The organism is Dolichospermum circinale AWQC131C (assembly GCF_000426905.1).
In the GTDB taxonomy this organism is placed as follows: Bacteria; Cyanobacteriota; Cyanobacteriia; order Cyanobacteriales; family Nostocaceae; genus Dolichospermum; species Dolichospermum circinale.
The window spans coordinates 19,160-41,672 of record NZ_KE384612.1; the positions used below are offsets into that span (position 1 = coordinate 19,160).

The 22,513-nt window shown below is 39.0% G+C and carries 23 protein-coding genes and 1 tRNA gene; 14 read left to right on the forward strand and 10 right to left on the reverse strand.

The genetic code is table 11. The features are described 5' to 3' along the window. Positions 1–201: 201 nt before the first annotated feature. Positions 202–3,924 (forward strand): cobaltochelatase subunit CobN, encoded by a 3,723-nt coding sequence (cobN, locus tag ACIR131C_RS0111095; protein WP_028090249.1) that lies wholly within the window; start codon positions 202–204, stop codon positions 3,922–3,924. Between the two features lie 307 nt (positions 3,925–4,231). Here cobN and ACIR131C_RS0111100 read toward each other — a convergent pair whose 3' ends face one another. From ACIR131C_RS0111100 to lipA, 4 genes are all read right to left on the reverse strand, one after another. After that, positions 4,232–4,687: a Fur family transcriptional regulator gene (locus ACIR131C_RS0111100; RefSeq protein ID WP_028084223.1), complete on the reverse strand. Its 456-nt coding sequence runs from the start codon at positions 4,685–4,687 to the stop codon at positions 4,232–4,234. 279 nt (positions 4,688–4,966) lie between these two features. Beyond that, on the reverse strand, positions 4,967–6,214 hold the full coding sequence (sigC, locus tag ACIR131C_RS0111110; RefSeq protein ID WP_028090250.1) for an RNA polymerase sigma factor SigC: 1,248 nt from the start codon (positions 6,212–6,214) through the stop codon (positions 4,967–4,969). A gap of 549 nt (positions 6,215–6,763) precedes the next feature. Beyond that, the gene (locus ACIR131C_RS0111120; protein ID WP_051347543.1) at positions 6,764–7,750 is read right to left on the reverse strand and encodes an NAD(P)H-dependent glycerol-3-phosphate dehydrogenase; all 987 of its coding nucleotides are present in this window, start codon (positions 7,748–7,750) and stop codon (positions 6,764–6,766) included. Between the two features lie 183 nt (positions 7,751–7,933). Then, positions 7,934–8,803: a lipoyl synthase gene (gene lipA, locus ACIR131C_RS0111125; RefSeq protein ID WP_028090253.1), complete on the reverse strand. Its 870-nt coding sequence runs from the start codon at positions 8,801–8,803 to the stop codon at positions 7,934–7,936. Positions 8,804–8,928: 125 nt separating this feature from the next. Between lipA and ACIR131C_RS0111130 the strand changes: the two genes are divergently transcribed. From ACIR131C_RS0111130 to ACIR131C_RS0111150, 6 genes are all read left to right on the forward strand, one after another. Further along, positions 8,929–9,002: transfer RNA gene (locus tag ACIR131C_RS0111130), tRNA-Pro, on the forward strand. A 19-nt stretch (positions 9,003–9,021) separates the two neighbouring features. Continuing rightward, positions 9,022–9,192 carry a hypothetical protein gene (locus tag ACIR131C_RS25520; protein WP_155963088.1) on the forward strand — a complete coding sequence of 57 codons (171 nt, stop codon included), beginning with the start codon at positions 9,022–9,024 and terminating at the stop codon, positions 9,190–9,192. A gap of 182 nt (positions 9,193–9,374) precedes the next feature. Beyond that, on the forward strand, positions 9,375–9,503 hold the full coding sequence (locus ACIR131C_RS27100; protein WP_334310495.1) for a hypothetical protein: 129 nt from the start codon (positions 9,375–9,377) through the stop codon (positions 9,501–9,503). A 76-nt stretch (positions 9,504–9,579) separates the two neighbouring features. Further along, positions 9,580–9,870, forward strand: a complete 291-nt coding sequence (locus ACIR131C_RS0111140; protein ID WP_028090254.1) for a BrnT family toxin — start codon at positions 9,580–9,582, stop codon at positions 9,868–9,870. Next, on the forward strand, positions 9,860–10,156 hold the full coding sequence (locus ACIR131C_RS0111145) for a hypothetical protein (RefSeq protein ID WP_028090255.1): 297 nt from the start codon (positions 9,860–9,862) through the stop codon (positions 10,154–10,156). Before ACIR131C_RS0111140 ends, ACIR131C_RS0111145 begins: the two co-directional genes overlap by 11 nt. Before the next feature lie 464 nt (positions 10,157–10,620). Next, complete coding sequence (locus ACIR131C_RS0111150; RefSeq protein WP_028090256.1) at positions 10,621–10,839, forward strand: type II toxin-antitoxin system HicB family antitoxin; 219 nt, start codon at positions 10,621–10,623, stop codon at positions 10,837–10,839. Positions 10,840–10,915: 76 nt separating this feature from the next. On the opposite strand, the gene ACIR131C_RS0111155 is transcribed toward ACIR131C_RS0111150, so the two are convergent. Beyond that, positions 10,916–11,407, reverse strand: a complete 492-nt coding sequence (locus ACIR131C_RS0111155; RefSeq protein WP_028090257.1) for a GNAT family N-acetyltransferase — start codon at positions 11,405–11,407, stop codon at positions 10,916–10,918. Positions 11,408–11,483: 76 nt separating this feature from the next. Here ACIR131C_RS0111155 and blaOXA point away from each other — a divergent pair, with 76 nt between their 5' ends. Next, the gene (gene blaOXA / locus ACIR131C_RS0111160) at positions 11,484–12,359 is read left to right on the forward strand and encodes a class D beta-lactamase (RefSeq protein WP_081677188.1); all 876 of its coding nucleotides are present in this window, start codon (positions 11,484–11,486) and stop codon (positions 12,357–12,359) included. A 183-nt stretch (positions 12,360–12,542) separates the two neighbouring features. Here the strand turns inward: blaOXA and ACIR131C_RS0111165 are convergent, their stop codons facing one another. Further along, a complete protein-coding gene (locus ACIR131C_RS0111165; RefSeq protein ID WP_028090259.1) occupies positions 12,543–13,262 on the reverse strand; it encodes a class I SAM-dependent methyltransferase in 720 nt (239 codons plus the stop codon). A gap of 42 nt (positions 13,263–13,304) precedes the next feature. Continuing rightward, the gene (locus ACIR131C_RS0111170) at positions 13,305–14,951 is read right to left on the reverse strand and encodes a dipeptide ABC transporter ATP-binding protein (protein WP_028090260.1); all 1,647 of its coding nucleotides are present in this window, start codon (positions 14,949–14,951) and stop codon (positions 13,305–13,307) included. Between the two features lie 286 nt (positions 14,952–15,237). Between ACIR131C_RS0111170 and ACIR131C_RS0111175 the strand changes: the two genes are divergently transcribed. Both ACIR131C_RS0111175 and ACIR131C_RS0111180 read left to right on the forward strand, forming a co-directional pair. Further along, on the forward strand, positions 15,238–16,122 hold the full coding sequence (locus tag ACIR131C_RS0111175) for an ABC transporter permease (protein ID WP_028090261.1): 885 nt from the start codon (positions 15,238–15,240) through the stop codon (positions 16,120–16,122). 30 nt (positions 16,123–16,152) lie between these two features. Beyond that, positions 16,153–16,512, forward strand: coding sequence for a hypothetical protein (locus tag ACIR131C_RS0111180; protein ID WP_028090262.1), 360 nt, complete (start codon positions 16,153–16,155; stop codon positions 16,510–16,512). A 128-nt stretch (positions 16,513–16,640) separates the two neighbouring features. On the opposite strand, the gene ACIR131C_RS0111185 is transcribed toward ACIR131C_RS0111180, so the two are convergent. After that, on the reverse strand, positions 16,641–17,075 hold the full coding sequence (locus tag ACIR131C_RS0111185) for a peroxiredoxin (protein WP_028090263.1): 435 nt from the start codon (positions 17,073–17,075) through the stop codon (positions 16,641–16,643). A gap of 149 nt (positions 17,076–17,224) precedes the next feature. Between ACIR131C_RS0111185 and ACIR131C_RS0111190 the strand changes: the two genes are divergently transcribed. The 4 genes from ACIR131C_RS0111190 (at position 17,225) to ACIR131C_RS0111205 (ending at position 21,171) form a co-directional block, all read left to right on the forward strand. Next, positions 17,225–17,629 (forward strand): Npun_F0494 family protein, encoded by a 405-nt coding sequence (locus tag ACIR131C_RS0111190; protein ID WP_028090264.1) that lies wholly within the window; start codon positions 17,225–17,227, stop codon positions 17,627–17,629. Between the two features lie 128 nt (positions 17,630–17,757). Further along, positions 17,758–19,230, forward strand: a complete 1,473-nt coding sequence (cobQ, locus tag ACIR131C_RS0111195) for a cobyric acid synthase CobQ (protein WP_028090265.1) — start codon at positions 17,758–17,760, stop codon at positions 19,228–19,230. A 209-nt stretch (positions 19,231–19,439) separates the two neighbouring features. Then, positions 19,440–20,555 (forward strand): LptF/LptG family permease, encoded by a 1,116-nt coding sequence (locus ACIR131C_RS0111200; protein ID WP_028090266.1) that lies wholly within the window; start codon positions 19,440–19,442, stop codon positions 20,553–20,555. Between the two features lie 175 nt (positions 20,556–20,730). After that, positions 20,731–21,171: a hypothetical protein gene (locus ACIR131C_RS0111205; protein WP_028090267.1), complete on the forward strand. Its 441-nt coding sequence runs from the start codon at positions 20,731–20,733 to the stop codon at positions 21,169–21,171. Here ACIR131C_RS0111205 and ACIR131C_RS0111210 read toward each other — a convergent pair. Then, positions 21,168–21,611, reverse strand: coding sequence for a ketosteroid isomerase family protein (locus tag ACIR131C_RS0111210; protein WP_028090268.1), 444 nt, complete (start codon positions 21,609–21,611; stop codon positions 21,168–21,170). The two genes, ACIR131C_RS0111205 and ACIR131C_RS0111210, sit on opposite strands and share 4 nt — an antisense overlap. 375 nt (positions 21,612–21,986) lie before the next feature. Further along, positions 21,987–22,502: an orange carotenoid protein N-terminal domain-containing protein gene (locus ACIR131C_RS0111215; RefSeq protein WP_028090269.1), complete on the reverse strand. Its 516-nt coding sequence runs from the start codon at positions 22,500–22,502 to the stop codon at positions 21,987–21,989. Positions 22,503–22,513 lie beyond the last annotated feature (11 nt).

The window sequence follows — 22,513 nt, forward strand, 5'->3', positions numbered from 1 at the left end:
TTCACCCCGTTTTTCACTTTCTCTGAAAATCTGTTGATACCAAGGAAACTCTTATAATATTACCATATCCCACCTCAGGATTTGTGGAAACGCTATCTAGTACAATAGTAGGGGGTGTTGGGTTTCGTTCCCATTGCTTTGCAACGCTAACGCGAACAACCCAACCTACAATAAATGTTATGTCATTATTAATTACCAACTATGCACCGTATAAATGCTACTGCTGGAGGCTGGAATCAATCAGAAGGTTTATTTTTCCTAGAACAAACTATAGCACCCTTTGTATTGATTACAGCAGCAGATACTGATATTCAAACTCTAGGAACTGTAGTTTCTCAATTACCTGATGAATTTCCGGAAATTCGAGTCGCTAATTTATTACAACTACAACAACAAATCAGTATAGATACTTATAGCGAACAAGTATTAGAATCAGCGCAAGTAATTGTTCTGCGTCTTATTGGGGGAAGTTCTTATTGGAATTATGGTCTAGAAGTTATACAGGAAATTGGAGAACGTAATGGCACAACCCTAATTATAATGCCAGGAGATGACGGACTTGATCTTGATTTAATCTCCAAATCTACAATTGCTCCAGAAATTGTCCAGAAAATCTGGCAATATTTTCAAGAAGGTGGTACAGAAAATTTCCTCAATGCTTTAAAATTTATCGCTGATACGGCTTTATTAACAGAATTTAATCCTCTACCTCCACAACCTGTTCCCCGTGTGGGTTTGTATGGGAGGTTAGGAACTGAGAATAATACCCAATTACCAATTACCAATTACCCATTCCCAAAAGTTGGGATTTTGTTTTATCGCGCTCATTATTTATCAGGAAATACTAAAGTTATTGATGCTTTGTGTAATGCTTTGTTAGAGAAAAATTTACAACCTGTACCAGTTTTTGTCTCTTCATTGCGTGAACCTGGTGTAAGTGATAAATTATCTGAATGGTTTACAGATCAAAATGGGGTAAATATTAGTTTATTAATGAATACCACCAGTTTTTCCCTAGCGCAATTAGAAACAGAAATACCGCAAATTGAACTTTGGGAAAAATTAGATGTCCCGGTTTTGCAAGTAATTCTTTGTGCTAGTTCCATTGAACAATGGGAATCAGAATCACAAGGTTTAACACCCCGTGATATTGCTATAAATGTGGCTTTACCAGAAGTAGACGGACGGATTATTAGTAGGGCTGTATCCTTCAAAACTTTGCAAACTAGAAATCACAAATTAGAAACCGATATTGTAGTTTATGAACCCTTGAGCGATCGCATTGAATTTGTTACCCAACTGGCTGCAAATTGGGTACGATTGCGCGTAAAAATGCCCTCAGAACGGCAAGTAGCCTTAATTTTAGCAAATTACCCCAACACCAACGGAAGGCTGGCCAATGGCGTAGGATTGGACAGTCCTGCCAGTTGTGTAGAAATTCTCAAAGCTTTAAAATTAGCTGGTTATGAAGTAGGAAATATTCCTGAAACTGGAGACGAATTAATTCAAATTCTCACATCTAGCATCACCAATGATCCCGAAGGAAGAGACTGGAAACCAATAAATCAAAGTCTTTCAGCAGCCGAATATCAAAAATATTTTGCCACCTTACCTGCAAATATACAACAAGAAATTATTGAACGGTGGGGAGCAGTAGAAACAATTCAAAATTTGGCAATTTCGGGAATTAAATTTGGTAATATTTTTGTGGGTATTCAACCATCAAGAGGTTATGATCTTGATCCGACTTTAAATTATCATGCACCAGATTTAGAACCAACACATAATTACTTAGCCTTTTATCATTGGCTGCGAGAATCTTTGGCTGCGGATGCCATAATTCATCTAGGAAAACATGGTAACTTAGAATGGCTACCGGGTAAAAGTGTCGCCTTATCTAATAATTGTTATCCAGAAATTGCCTTGGGACCAATGCCCCATTTATATCCATTTATTGTCAATGATCCTGGTGAAGGTTCACAGGCTAAAAGACGCGCCCAAGCAGTAATAATTGATCACTTAACACCGCCCATGACAAGGGCGCAATTATATGGAGGATTGCAACAAGTAGAAAACCTCATTGATGAATATTACGAAGCCGAAAGTTTAGATCCTTCCAGATTAGCAATAATTAGCGATCGCATCAAAGAATTAGTCATCAAAGAAAACCTATATAAAGACTTAGGAATTACCAACCCCAAAGACATCACCAATTTTGAAACCTTAATCTTAAACTCCCTAGACGGTTACTTGTGCGAACTCAAAGAAGCCCAAATCCGCGACGGCCTACACATATTCGGCCAATGTCCCCAAGGAACCCAACTAAGAGATTTAATAGTAGCGATCGCCCGCATCCCCAACCGCTATTCTATAGGTATTACCCGCACGATAGCCAAACAATGGGACATAGACATAGATCCCCTCACCGATGACCTTTCCACCCCCCTCTCTGGGTCTGTGCGCCTCTGCGAGAGACTTAAATCCTGTCATATCATTGGGGATGTCGTTGAACTCCTAGAAATAGAAGCCGCCCATTTAGTAGAAAAAATCATAGCCGGAACAGAAACCCAAAACTGGATTAGCGACAAACTTCTCCCGTCCCTGCAAAAAACCAGCGAAGAAATCACCAACCTCCTCCGGGGACTGGATGGAAAATATGTCAAAAGTGGTGCTTCCGGCGCACCGACGCGCGGCCGTCCCGAAGTTCTGCCCACTGGTAAAAACTTTTACGCTGTTGATATTCGTGCCATTCCCACGGAAACAGCCTGGGATATCGGCAGAAAAGCGGCTGAAACCCTGATTGAAACCTACACCCAAGCAAATGGAGAATATCCTAAAACTCTCGCTTTATCGGTGTGGGGTACGGCTACCATGCGGACAGGTGGTGATGATTTAGCGGAGGCTTTAGCTTTGCTCGGTGTTAAACCTGTGTGGGATGGTGTAGCGCGACGGGTGATAGATTTTGAAATATTACCTTTGGCGGTTGTGGGTCGTCCCCGTGTGGATGTTACTCTGAGAATTTCGGGTTTTTTCCGGGATGCTTTTCCTAATTTAATCACTTTATTTGATCAAGCTGTAAAAGCGGTTTCAGCTTTAAATGAACCCCCTGATCAAAATCCCCTCGCAGATATGGTTCGTCAAGAAACTGAACAATGGACTCAACAGGGTTTATCTTTAGATGTAGCACAAGAGCGATCGCAATATCGCGTTTTTGGTTCTCAACCAGGTGCTTATGGGGCGGGACTCCAAGGTTTAATGGCTTCCCAAAATTGGCAAAATGACGAGGATTTAGCCCAAGCTTACACAAATTGGAGCGCTTACGCCTATTCTTCTGGTCAGGTAACAGGGAATAAGAATGTGGAAGCTTTTGAACAACGTTTAAAGCAAATGCAAATTGTCCTCCACAATCAAGATAACCGCGAACATGATTTACTTGATTCTGATGATTATTATCAATTTCAAGGAGGTTTAACAGCCGCTGTGCGTTCTCTTCAGGGTAAAAATCCCGAAACCTACTTTGGCGATAATTCTAATACACTCCAGCCCAAAATTCGCCAACTCAGTTCAGAAATTGCCAGGGTCTACCGAACGCGAGTCGTTAATCCTAAATGGATAGCTGGAGTTATGCGTCACGGTTATAAGGGTGCATTTGAAATGGCCGCAACGGTAGATTTTCTTTTCGCTTACGATGCTACAGCCCAATGTGTGGAAGATTATATGTATCAAGGTGTCTTTGAAGCATATTTAGAAGATGCCACGGTTCGTGAATTTATTCACAACAAAAACCCTTGGGCGTTACGTGATATTGCGGAAAGACTACTAGAGGCAAACCAGCGCGGTTTATGGCAAGATGTAACTAGACAAACACTAGAAAGCCTCCGTAATTTAGTCCATCAAGCAGAAGCCACCATTGAAGAAAAATAATTTACCAATGGGTCATGGGTAATGGGTCATGGGTAATTGGTAATTGGTAATTGGTAATTGGTAATTGGTAATGGGTAATTGGTAATTGGTAATTGGTAGTTAATTTCTGTCACCTGTAACCTGTAACCTGTAACCTGTAACCTGTAACCTGTCACCTGTCACCTGTCACCTGTCACCTGTCACCTGTCACCTGTCACCTATAACCTGTCACCTGTAACCTGTCACCTGTCACCTGTCACCTGTCACCTGTCACCTGTCACCTATAACCTGTCACCTGTACCCTGTACCCTGTCACCTCCCTTAGTTTTTAAATAGGCATTAACGCCCTTTGGCACTTAGGGCATACAGCATGAATAGTCATTTGACAATCTAATAAATGATAACCTTCTTTTTGCGCTGTTTTTCCCCCAATTTTTAAAATAGAGTCATTTTTAAACTCGATAGTCGAGTTACAGCGCACACAAATTAGGTGATGATGGTGATGGGGATAAGGTTGATTGATTTCATAATGTTTATGTCCTTCCCCCAATTCTAACTCCCGCAAAATCCCCATTCTCGCCATTAACTTTAAAGTCCGGTAGATAGTTGATAAACTAATACCTTCACCGTCAGTCTCTAAGCGATGATAGAGATCCTCTGCACTTAAATGCTCACCTTGGGGGAGTTCTTGAAAAATATGTAGAATTGTTTCGCGCTGTGGAGTTAAACGCCAACCACGGTCGTTTAGTTCTGCTTTGAGTGAACCAGTTGTGTAGACAGTCATACTAAATTTTCTCAACAAAGCTCATTAATTGAGAATATAACAAATATTTGTCCCAATTTGCAACAATCATTGGTTATTGAGAATATTTACTAGTTGATAGGTGACAGGGAACAGGGAACAGGGGACAGGGAACAGGGAACAGGGAACAGGGGACAGGGAACAGGGAACAGGGAACAGGGGACAGGGGACAGGGAACAGAAATTAACTACCAATTACCAATTACCAATTACCAATTACCCGTTACCAATTACCAATTAATTACCCATTACCCATTACTTTCTAACTTAAAGACTCTAGATAGTCGCGGACAAGGTTACGGCGCTTAGGTTGACGAAGTTTCTGCAAAGCCTTTGATTCAATTTGTCTCACTCTTTCCCGTGATAGGTCAAGGGCCCGGCCAATTTCTGATAAAGAGTAAGAATGACCATCGGACAAGCCAAAGCGCATGGAAACAACATCACGCTCCCGGTCGGTTAAATCGTCCAGAAGACTATACAAATCTTTATGTAAAGACTCCCGCATTAAGGTTTCTTCAGGGGTAATGTTATCAGTTTCTAGCAATTCCCCCAATTCAGTATCTTTATCTTTTCCTACTTTGGTTTCTAAAGACACAGAACGAGGAACTCTCAATAACACTTCCCGGACTTGAGCAGGTGTCATATCTAACTCAATTGCCAGGTCTTCTAAGGTAGGTGTGCGACCTTTTTCTTGGGCAATTTTCCGTTGCGCCTTTTTAATTTTGTTCAGTTTTTCGGTAATATGGACAGGAAGGCGAATGGTACGACTAGAAGTAGCGATCGCTCTGGTAATTCCTTGACGAATCCACCAATAAGCATAGGTACTAAAACGATAACCCTTAGTGGGGTCAAATTTCTCAACGGCTCGTTCTAAACCTAAAGTTCCTTCTTGAACTAAGTCTAACAATTCCAAACCACGATTTTGATATTTTTTCGCCACAGATACCACCAAACGCAAATTCGCTTTAATCATCTGGGCTTTAGCTTGTAGTCCTTGACTTTGAATTTGCTCTAGTTCTTCCACGGTTAACTGAGCGATTTCTGCCCAGCGTCTCTTACCATTTGCTAAAGTGGGTTTAAGATCGGATAAATTTATCCCCGCAGTAGCCGCCCACCGTTCTAAAGAAGGGCGGTGTCCTAACTCCGAAGCCAAACGCTCCTGTACCTCAATTAATCGCAAATAAGGGATAATTATCGCATCTCCCTCCTGGGCTGCTAAACTAAGCACTACTCGCATCCGTAAGTTTCGCTGTACTTTTTGAGCTTCGGAAACTTCTTCATCTTTTCCTAATAACCGGACTCGACCAATTTCTTGCAGATAGAGACGAACTAAGTCTGTACTGCTGCGGTTAACTTGAACGGGTAAATCAGATTCAACTACAGGGATATCTAAATCCGGTAAATCATCTAGAGATAAATCACCTGCATCACTACTGATTTCGAGATCCACCGGTACGCTTAGATTTTCGCTATCGTAGTTGGTATTTTTATAAACGGATGTTGCTGGCATAATGTCTCAAGTTGCTCCAGGTAAAAATAAATTAAGGGCAGTTAAAATTATGATCAAATCAACGGTTGCTATTCCGTAATTTCTCATCAAATAAAACAGTTTAGTCTTCGATGTACAATTAATGGCAAAACTTTGTACTAGTGTAAGTAGGCATAAAGGAAGAAAACTTAATTTATCAGCTTTTGCACCTTTTTTTAACTTGATAGTTATTTTTGCCGCACTCCACTGCCTGAAAAGAATATATTTTAACGATTTTTTGGTTTCTAATAGCATCAGGAACTAATAGCTATTCTAATCTTGAGTCGAACTTTCAATTAGAAGTTATCTACTAGTCAAAATCACCATTTTTAGAGATATTTACAGTTGTTTTTCTAACTGATCATAGTGTCAAAAACATACTTCTGATCATGATGTTTATAAACTACATGGTCATATTTACATCATTCAAAACGTAATTTCCTGACAATTTGGCAAATTCTTTCAGGGACTGAAAGCGGTAATCATTTAATTTTCATTGCAGGCCTTACTCTGTAAGCATTTTACCCTTACTTACCACATTTGTTCTGTGGGAAAATCATCAAATTCTGGCTTAATATCTCGTAACATAAGTTGATCTAATGCTTGTTGAGGTGTAACTTCTCCTTCCAGTAGTTGATAAACTTGTTCACTAATAGGAATAGCAATACTTCGTTGTTGTGCAATTTCCATTAATACCCGACAAGTGTTTACACCTTCCGCTATTCCTGGAAGACCCGCTAAAATTTCTTTGAGCGTTTTTCCATGAGCTAACTGATAACCAAGTTGATAATTCCGACTTAAAGGGCTGTTACAGGTAGCTAGTAAGTCTCCTAGACCGGATAAACCATAAAATGTTTCCGTTTTCGCGCCTAAATTCTTACCAATTCGCACTATTTCGGTTAAGCCACGGGTGACTAAAGCCGCTTTAGCATTTGTTCCTAAGTTTAATCCATCACATACACCAGCAGCGATCGCTATTACATTTTTTAGCGTTCCTCCTAATTCTACTCCCACAGGGTCAGGATTAGTATAAACACGAAAACGACTGGAAGAAAATACCAATTGTACACTTTGGGCGGCATTGATATTTTTACTAGCTACTACGGTTGCTGCTGGTAATTCCCGGACAATTTCCTGGGATAAATTCGGACCTGATAAGACAACAACGGGATGATTTGGAAAAATTTCTTGCCAAATTTGCGAAGGTGTGTATGTTGTTTTGGTTTCTAATCCTTTAGTTGCGGTGACAAAGATTGTCTCTGGAGACACAGGAGAAGATTGTACCACAGAAGCTACATCTCTTACCCCTTGCATAGAAATAGCCGATAAGACTATGTGGGCATTTTCCAGTACACTGACTAAGGATTGTGATCCCTGACGTGACCATAAATGCACCTGATTACCATTAATTGCTGCTAATTTGGCCAGGGCTGTACCCCAAGCACCAGCACCAAGAATCACGACAGATTTTAAATTTTGGATTTTGGATTTTGGATTTTGGATTTTGGAATTGGTCATTAGGGTAAAATAACAACAGATTTTAAATTTTGGATTTTGGATTTTGGATTTTGGAATTGGTCATTAGGGTAAAATAACAACAGATTTTGGATTTTGGATTTTGGATTTTGGAATTGGTCATTAGGGTAAAATAACAACGGACAACGGACAACGGACAACGGACAACGGACAACGGACAACGGACTATCGTGGGTAACGTTTCATTAATTCTCTGACTTGCTCTGCATGATAGGAGCTTCTTGTCAATGGTGAAGAAACAACTTGTAGAAATCCTAATTCTTCTCCAAAAGTTTGCCAAGCTGCAAACTGTGTTGGTGTAATAAAATCAGATACCTGCAAGTGTTTTTGAGTAGGTTGGAGATATTGCCCAATTGTCAAAATATCACAATCTACCCTTCTGAGGTCTTCCATAACTTGACGCACTTCTGCGTCTGTTTCACCTAAACCGACCATAATACCAGATTTTGTGTAAGTTTTAGGAGAAATTTGCCGGGAGCGTTGTAATAATTCCATAGTCCGCTCATAATTACCTTGGGGACGCACACGACGATATAAACGGGAAATAGTTTCTGTATTGTGGTTCAGTACCTCTGGTTTAGCTTGGAGAATTATCTCTAAAGCTTGCCAATTACCGCATAAATCAGGAATTAATACTTCTATGGTAGTATGAGGTGAAATATCATGAATAGCATGAATACATTTAACAAATTGAGACGCACCACCATCAGGTAAATCATCTCGATTAACGGAAGTAATCACGACGTGATTAAGCTGCATTCGGCTGACTGCTTCCGCTAGTCTTATAGGTTCAGTGGGATCTAAGGGCTGGGGTTTTTTTTCAAAGTCAATATCACAGTAAGGACAAGCTCTGGTGCAAGCAGGACCCATAATCAAAAATGTAGCAGTACCAGCATTGAAGCATTCACCAATGTTAGGACAAGAAGCTTCTTCACAAACGGTATTCAGGGCTAAATCCCGCAAAATCTCTTTAATTTTACCAACACGCTCCCATTGAGGTGCTTTTACCCGCAACCAGTCTGGTTTTACAGTCACAGTCTACTTTTACCATTTTAGTTATACAAGTCTTATACTAGCAAGCAAAGACATCTCCGGCGGCAGAAAAATTTGTTATTTTTTGCTAATTGTGGTATGATGGTTCTAAATTACCATTTCTATGGCGGGATGTGGCGCAGCTTGGTAGCGCACTTCGTTCGGGACGAAGGGGCCGCTGGTTCGAATCCAGTCATCCCGATTTACTGGGGAAGAAGTATATGTTGTTGTTATCACAGGATGATTCGCTTTCTTTGGTAGAATCTGATCGGAAGATGACGATTCCTACGGAGAGCTTCGCTAACGCATCCCTGGATGAAGGTAAAGCTGTAATTCCCGTGTGGTTAGATGTTATTTATCAGAGGTTAGCTCTGAAGCTAGGAAAAAACTAAGACTCTTAAATATAAAGCAGATACACTGCACTTTAAACTGTTACAACTATCAGGATGCGATCGCTTACTGTACTGGCAATATGAACTACACGACACACAACGCTATTGTTAATTTTATTTGGGGTATTGCCGACGATGTATTGAGAGATGTCTATGTACGTGGTAAATACTGAGATGTCATTCTGCCAATGACGGTACTACAGCGTTTGGACTGCTTACTAGAACCTACTAAGGAAAAGGTACTTGAACGTTACAAGCTACTGGAAGAAGGTAGTTTTGGACAAAATGCCATGCAGATATCTTTGCTTTAGAAGCGGAGACAGAAGGAGTATTAAAAGCGATTATCAGCGAATAATAATTTCATCAGGAAAGGAAATAAAATAGATAATGAATTTTGTTTATAGACTTCAGGGTGTTGAATTTGAATGGGATACAAATAAAGATGAGAGCAATTTTGTTAAGCATGGTGTTAGATTTGAAGAAGCAGCAGAGGTCTTTTTTGACCCTTTTTATCAAGAAGGAGACGCTAGTGATAATAATGAACAACGCGATTTTATTTTGGGGTATTCGTTATCACAACGTTTATTGTTAGTCGTTTATGTAGAAAGAAAAGCGCGAAAAAGAATTATTTCTGCTCGTCCTACAACGAAAACCGAAAGGAGATTATATGAGCAATAATCAGGAAGAATTAAAATTACAACTGCGTCCCCGTGCCACAGAAGTTTTTCCTCTTAATATACCAAAAGATACTTTAGTATCTATAGAAGAAGTAGCTGTTAGTAAAGATATGTCTGTAGAAGCTTTGATTAAATTTTATATTGGACAAGCTTTGCGGCAAGATATAGCTAAGTTATTTAATGAACGTTTATTAGATAAAACTGCACAAGTTTTATCACGTCATATTCAGTCTGAGGAAGAAATTTCTAGAATTATGCAGGAAATTAAAGCTGAAACAATAGGATAATCAGGGATGTGAAAATGTTGGGTTTCATTCTTCAACCCAACCTACAGTTATATTTTGTTTTTTAGTTATTACTTATTCTGAGGAGGTTGTGAAATGAAGCGTTATCAAGTTTATAAAAAAGAGGATAAATTACCGGCTGTAATTGAAGCAATGCTTACAGTAGGGATTTTCTAACCATGAAGATTGGGAAACGACGTTCGCAATAAACAACCATTTTATCAGATGAAATTAAATGTATTTTGGAGCAGTGACAATGTTAGGTTTACTAGAGTCGGGTTTCACGGCGTTCTATCCAACCTACAATAGAGGCTGTTAGTGCTTCGGTGGGGTTATTAGATAATTTGTAATTATTTTGTCTGATAGCGAAGCGTGGCGTTAGCCATATCAGGATTTCCAGGATTTAAGGATTTACAGGATGTTAATTGTAGTAGGATAGCAAATATATAGTGAGGTTTAATTAAGTTATGAAAACTTTTACTGCTTATGTTGAATATGATCCAGCTACTAAATTATATGTGGGTATTGTTCCTGGTATTTCTGGGGCGCATACTCAAGGAGGTAGTTTAGATGAATTACAGGAAAATTTAAAGGAGGTTCTTGAGCTTTGTTTATCTGAATATGGTAATGATTTAGAAGAATTACCTCGTTTTGTTGGTATTCAGCAAATAGAGGTGAGTCCATGAGTAAACTACCAATTGTCAATTATCAGACAATGGAAAAACTATTATAGTTATTGGAGTTTGACACGGCTCCCAACCCCTACATTACACGCAAACCTAAAATCATCAAATCCCGTTCTACACCGTCCAAATCAGCGATTTTTGGTAGATTTCCCCAAGCTTGAAAACCAAACCAAGCAAATAACTTTAAACTAGGTTGATTATGGGCGAAAATAAAACCAACTAAAGTTTTTAAACCTAGACTGGGACTTTCTGTAATTGCTTTTTCTAAAAGTTGTTTTCCTAAACCCCGTCCTTGGAATTTTGGGGAAATGTAAATACTAATTTCTGCTGTGGAATAATAGGCTGGTCTACCGTAGAATGATTGGAAACTCAACCATCCAGCAATTACCCCCTCCGTTTCTACTACCCATAGGGGACGTTGGGAGGGGACTCGTCCTTTAAACCAAGCAAGACGACTTTCCACAGATACGGGTTCTAAATCAGCGGTAGCCATACGGCTAGGAACGGCAGCATTGTAAATGGCTACAATAGCGGGTAAGTCGGTTGCTGTGGCATTGCGGATGATCATTGCTGATATTGGGGGTGCAGATTTTTGATAAAGTAAAATAGATATTTCCAAATAATACACTCTCAGGAGAAAAATCTTGTTTCCTATTTGGCGTTCACCTCTGGTGCTGAGTTGTCTGCGATCGCTCGGTCTGGTATTTACAGCTATAATCACTATTAGCCTTGGGTCAATCTATGTTCAGGCACAAACCGCCCCTGTGTTATCTCCAGATTCACCAAAAGTCAAGGTTAGAGTCCCCGATTTAGGGCGACATTTCCAAAAACTTGGGGTGACAGGATCAATTATAATTTATGATTCAAAAAACAATCGTACCTATGAACACAATCCTCAGCGAAATGTCACGGCATTTACTCCGGCTTCAACTTTCAAAATTTTCAACGCTTTGACAGCTTTAGAAACAGGTGTGATTGCTGATGATGTAGCTGTCTTGACTTGGGATGGAATTTATCGAGATTTTCCGGGTTGGAATCAAGATACAAATTTACGTCAAGGTTTCAAAAATTCAACTGTCTGGTTTTATCAAATTCTTGCCCGCAAAATTGGCAATGAACGAATGCAGCAATGGATTGATAAAGTTGGTTATGGCAACCGACAGATTGGTACTTCCGCAGATATTGATCGTTTTTGGCTGCAAGGACCTCTGAAAATTACACCCAAGGCGCAAATTGATTTTTTGCAACGGTTGTATCAAGGTAATTTACCTTTTTCAAAACGAACAATGGATCTTGTCAAAGATATCATGGTGCGTGAACAAACTCCCGATTACACACTGCGAGCTAAAACGGGATGGTTGAGTAGCAACAAACCCCAAATAGGTTGGTTTGTGGGTTATGTGGAACAAAATAAAAATGTCTATTTTTTTGCCACAAATATTGATATAAATAAACCAGATGATTTATCGGCTAGAGTCGAGATTACACGCAACAGTTTGAAAGATTTGGGTTTGCTATAAACTTCGCTGATTATATCTTAAGAGGATATTTTAAAAGTTCTTAATGTATAGATAAACCCCTCTCCAAACCTCTCCCCTGCAAGGAGAGAGGCTTTAAAGCCCCCATTCCCTGGTAGGGAAGGGGGGTTGGGGGGTTAGGTTTCTAGAGATTATTGGTTTCATCTAATACTTTTCAAACACCCTCTAAAACCGGACTTTGTACAATTCAAATAATTCTCCTAATTGCTGTTTAACAATCTTACCACCCCCAGCTTTAATTATTTTTTCCCATTCTGAAATCGGTTCTAGAAACACTTCCGCACCTAAATAGGTTTCGAGTACAGCCCAGTCTTCTGCTAGAGGTTGTTCTGAATTGAGAATATCAAAAACAAAATTTCCTCCTGGTTTTAATACTCGTTTGACTTCTATTAATACAGCTTGCCAATATTCTAAGGGAAAATAGCAACTAAATCCTGTGGCAATTACTAAATCAAATTGATCTTCTGGATAATTCAAATGGTGTGCTGGTCCTAATTCTACACCTTTAAATAGTTTAGAATTTAATTGTGAACCACGGGAATTAAGGGTATCTTTGGCTATATTACTAATTTCTTGTCCATAAAAGAATGCTTGCCAATCTCGCCAAGGATAGATTAAAAAGCTGAAACCGCAACCAATATCTAAACAATGTTGATTTTTTTGAGGTTGGGCAATTTCCCAAAATGGTGAAACTATTCTATCATTTAATCTGCCATTAATCCATTCCTGAAATATTGGCATTGCTTCTATTTCTTCGGGTAATGCAAATTTTTGATTTTGATATTGGCGGTTAAAACGATATGCTATTTGTGCTATTCTCTCTTGCCATTTATCAGAGGAATAGTTATTGGTTTTATAAGTATTAGACGGTGAATTTTTAGACATTTATTACTTTGGTAATTGGTCATTTTCTTGCTCCTAACTCCTTTAAGCTTTTGCTAGTAAAGGTGCAGCAGCTAGGAGGGTTTGGGTATAAGGGTGTTGAGGATGAGCAAAAATGTGTTTAGTCTGTCCTATTTCTACTATTTTACCACTATTCATGACGGCAATGCGATCGCACAAAAACCGTGCTAACCATAAATCATGGGTAATAAACAAGTAGGTTAAATCAAATTCTGCTTTTAATTGTAACATTAAATCGAGGACTTGGGTTTGTACACTCGCATCTAACATACTCACCGGTTCATCACATATTATCAGTTTCGGATGGGTAATTAAAGCCCGGGCTATGGCTACCCGTTGTTGTTGTCCTCCAGATAAATCGGCAGGATAACTGTGATAATATAATTCTGCTGGGGTTAAACCAACTTTTTCTAACATCCATAACACCTGTTCTTTGGCTTTTTTTCCATGAGCTAAATTATGAATTAATAAAGGATCTGTGATACTTTCCCCTACGGTCATGGCTGGATTTAAACAAGCATGAGGATCTTGAAATATCATTTGGATTTGTCTCCGGGAAAAACGGATTTGTTGACGGGATAAACTGGTTAATTCCTGTCCTAAAAATTCGACTTTTCCTGATGTGGGACTGATCAATTGTAAGATGGTTCTCGAAAGTGTACTTTTCCCACAACCAGACTCTCCTACTAATCCTAAAATTTCCCCTGGATACAATTCTAAGTTAATTCCATCTACGGCTTTAACTGTTTGACCTTCTCCTTTAAATATTCTTTCAATAAAATTCGGTTCTATGGTATAATGTTGTTTAAGTTCGGTAATTTTTAAAATGGGATTTTCTTGGTTGAGTTTTCCCTGTTCCCCGTTCTCTTTTCCCTCTTCCTGTTGAATATGTAAAGCTGCTTTTAATAAAGATTGAGTATATTTGTGTTCAGGGTGAGCAAATACAGTTTCCGTTTTCCCCATTTCGACTATTTTACCCTGATACATCACCCCAATGCGATCGCAATATTCCCCCACCATGGCTAAATCATGGGAAATTAACAATAATCCCATATTTTCTTCTCCACATAATCGCGTTAATTCTTGGAGAATTTGAGCAGAAACAGTCACGTCTAAACTAGTTGTTGGTTCGTCCGCAATAATTAATTTAGGACTCAATAACAAAGCTAACGCAATGGCTACTCGTTGACGCATTCCTCCGCTAAACTCATGGGGGTACTGATGCCAACGATTAGAAGGGATTTTCACCTTGTCTAAAGTCGCTAAAGCTCTTTCCTTGGCTTGCTGTTTGGATAATTCTGGTGCATGAGCCTGTAAAGTTTCAATACAATGATTACCAATAGTCATTAATGGGTCTAATCGCGTCATGGGATCTTGGAAAATCAAAGCCACGGCTTCTCCCCGAAACTTTTGCATCTGGATTTCTGTTAAATTAAATACAGATTTTCCTTGAAATTTTACTAATCCTTCCACACGACTGGAGGCTGGTAATAAACGCATAATTGCTCTACCGATAGTTGATTTACCACAACCAGACTCTCCTACCAATCCCATGCTTTGACCAGATTGGAGAACAAAAGATACATCATCAACAGCCCAGTTTTCCCTTTCTCCACTGCGTTGAGGATAGGCTACACGCAGATTTTCCACAACAAATAAAGCTTCACTCATAATTCAGACTTTTTATAAACGTATTAATTTTAACTTTGTCTCACAAGTATATTCTGTATACAGGTCAATAAAATACCTTGAAACACAATAGATATACCATGAAAAATCTTTCTAGTGATCGGGAAAAAACTAGTTTCGGCTTTTCATCAAATTTTAGACTTGATATACCCATCATATACTGTAATGATTTTAGTTATAATATAGTATTAAGAATCATAAATATTCTTTGCTAATTTAAAATAGCAGGGATGTTTATAATTGATACCCTTTGATTTTAGCATTTTGTATGAGTAATGATAAATTAGCTATGAACTGGCAACAACTAACCTCATCAGATGTAACTGGTGATACAAACTCCAATTTATTCGGGGAAATTGTGCAAGAGACCGTTGCTTTAACCCGTCGTCTGTTTATTCAACTGCAACGACGACCTTCCAGCCTGATAGCAGGGATTATTCAGCCCGTTATGTGGTTAGTTTTATTTGGGGCGTTATTCCAAAATGCCCCCAAAGGTTTATTTAGTAGTACGTCGAATTACGGTCAATTTCTCGCAGCAGGTGTAATAGTATTTACTGCTTTTGCTGGGGCTTTAAATGCCGGTTTACCCGTCATGTTTGACAGAGAATTTGGCTTTTTAAATCGCTTACTGGTTGCACCCTTAGCCTCACGCTTTTCAATTGTTTTTGCATCTGCTATCTTTATCATTAGCCAAAGCTTACTACAAGCGGCGGTAATTGTGGCAGCAGCGGCATTTTTAGGGGCTGGTTTACCTGATTTTACGGGATTATGTGCGATTGCTTTGATTGTCTTTCTTCTCGCCTTGGGTGTCACCGCAATATCACTAGGTTTGGCCTTTGCATTACCGGGACACATTGAACTGATAGCCGTAATTTTCGTTACTAATCTTCCCTTATTATTTGCCAGTACAGCCTTAGCGCCTTTATCATTTATGCCCAGTTGGTTGCAGGTTATTGCTACCCTCAACCCTCTCAGCTACGCAATTGAACCAATTCGCTACTTATATCTACATAGCAGTTGGGGATTAGATAATATAGTCATGCAAGCCTTCTGGGGTAATGTTACCTTTGGGTATGCACTATTAGTCTTACTAGGTTTTGCCCTCTTTGCTTTACTTAGTATACAATCCCAAATACGTCGCAGTCTTGCTTAGTCTAAACAGCAGAATAGGAGGGGAAACTTCATGAAAAGATCATTTTTAGCAATTCACAAAATTATAGCCGTGACTATTGCTAGTATTACTGCTACTATAGTCACATTAGAACCTACCTTAGCTGATCCTAACCAACCCTTTAGCAGTTTGGAAAGTGATCGCAATAGTAACCCCTTGTCTGGTAATAGCTCAGATTTTAATATGTTCAACCTGATTCATCAAGCACAAATGGGGACTATCCAATGGAACGCCCAAGAACAGAATCAACAATTAGATCAAGCAGCAACAGCATTTAAAGCAGCACAACAGAAACGGCTTCAGAGTCAGTCACAACAAAATCCAACTGCATCAGAATTGCCCTTAAAAACTCTACCATCACCCGACAAATAAAACCTGAAGCCGGAAAAATTCTCATAAACCTCTTAACTCTGTGTCCTCTGTGCCTCTGTGGTTAGATAATAAATTACCTTTTACCCAAGAGACAGAGAACCCAGAGGAAAAAAACTCAATGCTGATAATTACCCAATTTTTGCTAAGACATCACTAGCGTGGGTAGAAGTGTTAACAGAAGCATCAACATCAATAATTTTGCCATTACCATCAATGATGTAAGTAACACGCTTGGCATAACCACCGCCATCAACATCATAAGCTGTAATGATGCTTTTATTGGTATCAGCCAATAAAGGGAAATTTAGATTATACTTCTGAGTGAAAGCTTGATGATCAGCTTCATCATCAGCACTCACACCCAACACCACGATACCTTTGCTTATATATTCTGAGTGAGCATCGCGGAAACTGCAAGCTTGTTTAGTGCAGCCCGGTGTGTCATCCTTGGGATAAAAGTAGAGAACCACTGTTTTACCAGCAAAATCAGACAATGAAACTGTGTTACCGTTAGTATCTTTAGTGGTAAATGCAGGTGCGTCTGTACCAACTGCTAGAGGCATAATTCACCTTATCCTGTTTAAGAAATATTCATGCAATCAAGATTTTACAATAATTTACAATATTTAAATAACCTGATTATCCAATATGTTCCTCCAGAAGTATTTATTTTCAAAGCCTTGACAAAAAGCCCAATTTAGAGTAACAAAAAATGCCTGCTGTGGATTCTCCAAACCTCAAACCCCTAGTTTATACTAAGGAAGCACTAAAAAGAGCCGAGCGATCGCTAATTTGTTCGCCCTTTAATCTGAATTTGTTTATGGCCATGACTAGTCAAAGCATCCAATTGGGTGCTGTAGCAATGGATAAAGGAGTTAAGCAAAATTACACCAAGCGCCCATTATCAGAATTAAGCTGTGAAAACGCCTTAGCCTGGTTAATTGATGTAGGCGTATTGCGACGAGAAGTTGACGGACAGGGAATTACAGACAGTTTTCGTTTAACGCCCCTTGGTCATCAATTAATCGGAAAGTTAAAAAATCACAATCTTCCTGATGCTACACTGAGCGATCGCTGGCATAATTTTATCACCCGTTGGTTACGCTTACCCTTTTAACTAACTTAATTGTGGTTAAAAATTTTGTATGGTAGGCATCCTGGCTACCATACTTATACAACTTCAAAAAATAACAGTTTATTCACTGATACACTACTGCATCTAATAATACTAAATAGTAGTCAAAAATGAAATCAATTATGGTAGTGGGAACAACATCCCACGCAGGAAAATCACTGATAACCACCGCCATTTGTCGGATTCTTTCCCGGCGCGGGTTGCAAGTAGCCCCCTTTAAAGGCCAAAATATGGCTTTAAACGCCTATGTTACCGCCAGTGGGGGAGAAATTGGTTATGCCCAAGCAGTACAAGCCTGGGCTGCGGGAATAGTACCTCGGGTAGAAATGAATCCAATTTTACTTAAACCCCAGGGGGATATGACATCCCAAATCATTCTTAAAGGTAAAGCCATAGGTACAGTCAGCGCCACAGATTACTACGAACAATATTTTGAACTCGGTTGGCAGACCATCAAAGAGTGTTTAGAATGCCTATCTACAGATTATGAAGTCCTAGTTTGTGAAGGTGCTGGTAGTCCCGCCGAAATTAATCTCAAACACCGGGATTTAACTAATATGCGGGTCGCTAAACATTTAAATGCACCTACATTATTAGTAGTAGATATTGATAGAGGTGGAGCTTTTGCTCATGTGGTGGGAACATTAGAACTATTAGACCCAGATGAACGCGCCTTGATTAAAGGCGTAGTCATTAACAAATTTCGGGGACAAAGATCAATTCTCGAACCCGGAATTAAATGGTTAGAAGAACGGACAGGTATACCTGTGGTTGGTGTTATTCCCTATTTAGAACAGGTTTTCCCCGCAGAAGACTCCCTAGATTTACTAGAACGCAAACCCACAAAAGCTAACTCTGAACTAAACATTGCGGTGATTCGTTTACCCAGAATTGCCAATTTCACCGATTTTGACCCCCTAGAATCAGAACCATCAGTAACAGTAAAATACTTACATCCTAAGCAAGATTTAGGACATCCAGATGCAGTAATTATACCAGGAACAAAAACCGCCATTGGCGATTTAATAGCTTTGCAAAAAAGCGGTATGGCAGAAGCAATTCAAAATTACGCAGCCTCTGGTGGCACGGTTTTAGGCATTTGTGGCGGTTTCCAAATGCTCGGACAAGTTATAGCCGACCCAGAAGGAATAGAAGGACAAGCTGGTAGATATCAAGGGTTAAATTTATTACCAATAAAAACAGTAATGACAGGTCAGAAAATTGCCCGTCAGCGTCAAGTTACCTCCAATTATCCCCAAGCGGGTTTACCTGTCACAGGCTTTGAAATTCACCAAGGGCGCTCGCGCATAGAAAACCCCGGAGATCAAAAATCCTGTCAACTTCTATTTGATGATGTTAATTTAGGGTTAGTAGATAGTTGTCAATCAGTTTGGGGAACTTATCTGCATGGAATTTTTGATAATGGACCTTGGCGACGCGCTTGGTTAAATCGTCTTCGTCAACAACGAGGTTTGAAATCTTTACCCACAGGTGTAGGAAATTACAGAGAACAGCGAGAACAACTTTTAGAATCTTTAGGGAATCACATTGAAGAACACTTAGATTTAACACCGTTTATATAAATCAAAATTTCGGGTTGGCTGGGTACAATTAACTCATTCCCAGACTGAAGCTGGGAATGACCACTACATAATATACCTATACCACCTCAGCTATCAAAATCTTAAATTTTGCGCCTTTGCTCCTTTATATCTTTGCGCGAAACATAATCATGACATCTCAACAGTTTAAATCATTCTCTCCTTTCATCTCCCTATTTTCCTTTTCTATCATGGATCGCTATTTGGCGCTCCAACTACTGCCACCATTTTTATTTGGTGTCGGTGCATTTACTTCTGTAGTTTTAGCAATTGATAGTTTATTTGAATTATTAAGAAAAGTTGTAGAATCTGGTTTACCACTTAACATCGCTTTAGAAGTTTTCTTATTAAAGCTACCTTATGTCATGGTTTATTCTTTTCCCATGTCCACTTTGTTAGCTACTTTAATGACTTATAGTCGTCTTTCCAGCGAAAGTGAATTAATTGCATTACGTGGCTGTGGTGTTAGTGTTTATCGGATGGTTTTAACTGCTGTAGTGTTAAGTTTTGCAGTTACGATCATGACTTATATATTTAATGAACAAATTGCTCCAGCCGCAAATTATCGAGCTACTGTTACCCTAGAAGCAGCACTGAAATCAGATCAACCTTCTTTTAAACAACAAAATATTTATTATCCTGAATATCGAGAAATTAACGAAGCAAATGGGAGCAAAAATAAAATACTTTCTCGCCTATTTTATGCTGATCAATTTGATGGTAAACAAATGAAAGGTTTAACAATTATAGACCGTTCTCGCGGCGGAGTTAATCAAATTGTTATTTCTGAATCAGCTAAATGGAACGGTAAAAAACAAGTTTGGGATTTTTATAATGGGACTATTTATTTAATAGCAACTGATCAATCATATCGGAATATTTTACGATTTGAACATCAGCAATTACAACTACCTCGCACACCTTTAACTTTAGCGGAAAATAGCCGGGATTATGGGGAAATGAATATTTCCCAAGCTTTAGAACAATTAGAAATCGAACGTTTGGGTGGTAATGATCAAAAAATTCGCAAATTACAAGTGCGAATACAACAAAAAATCGCTTTTCCCTTTGTTTGCGTCATTTTTGGTTTAGTTGGCTCAGTTATGGGCAGTATACCTCAACGTACTGGAAGAGGAACAAGTTTTGGTATTAGTGTGATTGTCATTTTCAGTTATTACCTACTATTATCCGTCTCTGGAGCTTTAGCACAGGCTGGTATTCTTTCTCCTCTAATCGGTGCATGGCTACCCAATTTATTTGGATTAGGGACAGGTTTATTTCTATTAGTGCGCGTAGCTGGCAGATAAATGTTGATCCTTAAATTAATGATTAAGAAATATTAACTTAATTAATAACTTTTGCTAAATTTATTTGACATATCAGTTTAACTTATTAAATACTGTGAATATAGGGCTGCTTGCAGATGATCCCGATTATTTGGTTACTAAACATAAAAATCCCTAATTTGATAGAATTTCAACTATGGAAGCTTTATTTTGCCTATCACCCCGCTATCGTCTAGATGATGAATCACCTTGGTTAGAAGGAATTGATCCTAGTCGTCATTACTGGATTGCGGTGAATGGAGATAAAAAAGCAACAGTGGCCATCCCCGGACTCTTAGTATCTTCTATAACTGAATTTAAACAAGTTATCCGTCAGTTTCGCTCTCTCCAACCCGGTGAAATGATGAGTTTGGCGAGAATTTCCAGCGTTTCTATAATTCACTGTATTTCTCCTAACTGCTATGGTCTAGAATCAAAAATTAATGATGCTGCTGTATGGCATCTTTTTGATCAGGAAACCTTAGATAGCTTGTTAATGACAGCACATCCAGATTGGCAGTGTTCACAGTCTGATATCGAACTAGGTAGAAAATTGCTATTCCGTTCTTTAGCTCAAGCTACTGCTGCTAAAGGCTAAACGGGATCAACTGTATATTCTTTATCGGGTGGCCTTAAGCACAGCAAATCTTGGGGTGAGGCTAAAAGCTTGATTTTAGCTTCAGTGATTTGTTTATTTTGGTTGAGAATGAATAACCACAGGACATTGACACCACACCAAGAAGTTTCCGCTTTACCTGTCACCTGAATTTGAGTATGATGCTCTGGTAAATTCTCACTTATTCCTTGTTGCGGATAGGCTTTGATATCTTGCGCTTCTTTGTCAAGATAAGAAGCGATCGCATCTAGTCCGATAATAGCAGATTCAAATGGTGGATACATAATACCATCCTCCGCAAATAAAGCAGCGGTTTGTGTAAATTCCCCAGCATTTAAAGTAGTAAAGTAATTTAAAATTGTTGTTTCTGTGACTCCTGAAATCTCAAGTCTCCTTGGTGGTGAGAATTTAGCAACGGTCATATATTTACCTGTATTAATTTAGATTAGAAATAAACCACAAAGGCGCGAAGGACGCGAAGGAAGAAATACAAGATTAAAAAAAATGGGTTTAGGCTAAGAAAAAAGTGATATTACGCAACTGACTATTTATGGATATTATTGTGACAGTTGCGTAACTTCTAAAATGGGTAAATATTGAGTTTATGAGGATATAGAAATTTTGGCGTTGCTGAATTGGAGTATGATTTTTGGAGGTAGAGACGTTCCATGGAACGTCTCTACAAGGATCTTGAATGTATGCAGTATCATTTTCATCCCTAAAATCAGCAACACCGAAATTTTTAAATCCCTTGTGGGGAATTTAAAATCCAAAATCTAAAATCCAAAATCCAAAATCTAATCAGCTAGGGGGTCTACACCCATATCTGAGACTACTTTCCGCAAAACAGTAATTTGTTGACCAAAATCTAATTCTTTTAAGGTTTCTAAAACTCGTGAACCGTCGCGGGACAGTTGATAACCGGCTGGTACGGGAATAACAAAGCCTTTCACCATTAATTCCGATAATTCGTACCAGAAAGCCAACTTGGTGTTGACGCTGAGAATACCATAGGCGCGAGAAATGGAACTATTTTTTTGAGCAGCCAAGTCGCGCATGACTTCTAACTGCTCTGGGTGAGACATTTGTTTAATTTGATTTAAAAGACCTTCTGCTAATTGCAAACGCGCTGCACCTGTGGCTGCTGGTGTAATAGAGCGACCCATTTCTGTATAGGCATACCATAGCACTGCTAATTGGTCATCTACGCTCAGGGATTTAAATACAGCAATAGTCGCAGGGATAGCGTCGGTGGTTTGATAGTTAAAAGTTCCAGAAAATCTGGTTGAAGCTGAATCAGAAGTGAATGTCATAATTTCTCCAA

Bases quoted from the DNA above. Each gene is read 5' to 3' on its own strand.
- cobN (WP_028090249.1), top strand. From the start codon at position 202: ATGCACCGTATAAATGCTACTGCTGGAGGCTGGAATCAATCAGAAGGT.
- ACIR131C_RS0111100 (WP_028084223.1), bottom strand. From the start codon at position 4,687: ATGACTGTCTACACAACTGGTTCACTCAAAGCAGAACTAAACGACCGT.
- sigC (WP_028090250.1), bottom strand. From the start codon at position 6,214: ATGCCAGCAACATCCGTTTATAAAAATACCAACTACGATAGCGAAAAT.
- ACIR131C_RS0111120 (WP_051347543.1), bottom strand. From the start codon at position 7,750: ATGACCAATTCCAAAATCCAAAATCCAAAATCCAAAATCCAAAATTTA.
- ACIR131C_RS25520 (WP_155963088.1), top strand. From the start codon at position 9,022: ATGTTGTTGTTATCACAGGATGATTCGCTTTCTTTGGTAGAATCTGAT.
- ACIR131C_RS0111140 (WP_028090254.1), top strand. From the start codon at position 9,580: ATGAATTTTGTTTATAGACTTCAGGGTGTTGAATTTGAATGGGATACA.
- ACIR131C_RS0111145 (WP_028090255.1), top strand. From the start codon at position 9,860: ATGAGCAATAATCAGGAAGAATTAAAATTACAACTGCGTCCCCGTGCC.
- ACIR131C_RS0111150 (WP_028090256.1), top strand. From the start codon at position 10,621: ATGAAAACTTTTACTGCTTATGTTGAATATGATCCAGCTACTAAATTA.
- ACIR131C_RS0111155 (WP_028090257.1), bottom strand. From the start codon at position 11,407: ATGATCATCCGCAATGCCACAGCAACCGACTTACCCGCTATTGTAGCC.
- ACIR131C_RS0111165 (WP_028090259.1), bottom strand. From the start codon at position 13,262: ATGTCTAAAAATTCACCGTCTAATACTTATAAAACCAATAACTATTCC.
- ACIR131C_RS0111170 (WP_028090260.1), bottom strand. From the start codon at position 14,951: ATGAGTGAAGCTTTATTTGTTGTGGAAAATCTGCGTGTAGCCTATCCT.
- ACIR131C_RS0111175 (WP_028090261.1), top strand. From the start codon at position 15,238: ATGAGTAATGATAAATTAGCTATGAACTGGCAACAACTAACCTCATCA.
- ACIR131C_RS0111180 (WP_028090262.1), top strand. From the start codon at position 16,153: ATGAAAAGATCATTTTTAGCAATTCACAAAATTATAGCCGTGACTATT.
- ACIR131C_RS0111185 (WP_028090263.1), bottom strand. From the start codon at position 17,075: ATGCCTCTAGCAGTTGGTACAGACGCACCTGCATTTACCACTAAAGAT.
- ACIR131C_RS0111190 (WP_028090264.1), top strand. From the start codon at position 17,225: ATGCCTGCTGTGGATTCTCCAAACCTCAAACCCCTAGTTTATACTAAG.
- cobQ (WP_028090265.1), top strand. From the start codon at position 17,758: ATGAAATCAATTATGGTAGTGGGAACAACATCCCACGCAGGAAAATCA.
- ACIR131C_RS0111200 (WP_028090266.1), top strand. From the start codon at position 19,440: ATGGATCGCTATTTGGCGCTCCAACTACTGCCACCATTTTTATTTGGT.
- ACIR131C_RS0111205 (WP_028090267.1), top strand. From the start codon at position 20,731: ATGGAAGCTTTATTTTGCCTATCACCCCGCTATCGTCTAGATGATGAA.
- ACIR131C_RS0111210 (WP_028090268.1), bottom strand. From the start codon at position 21,611: ATGACCGTTGCTAAATTCTCACCACCAAGGAGACTTGAGATTTCAGGA.
- ACIR131C_RS0111215 (WP_028090269.1), bottom strand. From the start codon at position 22,502: ATGACATTCACTTCTGATTCAGCTTCAACCAGATTTTCTGGAACTTTT.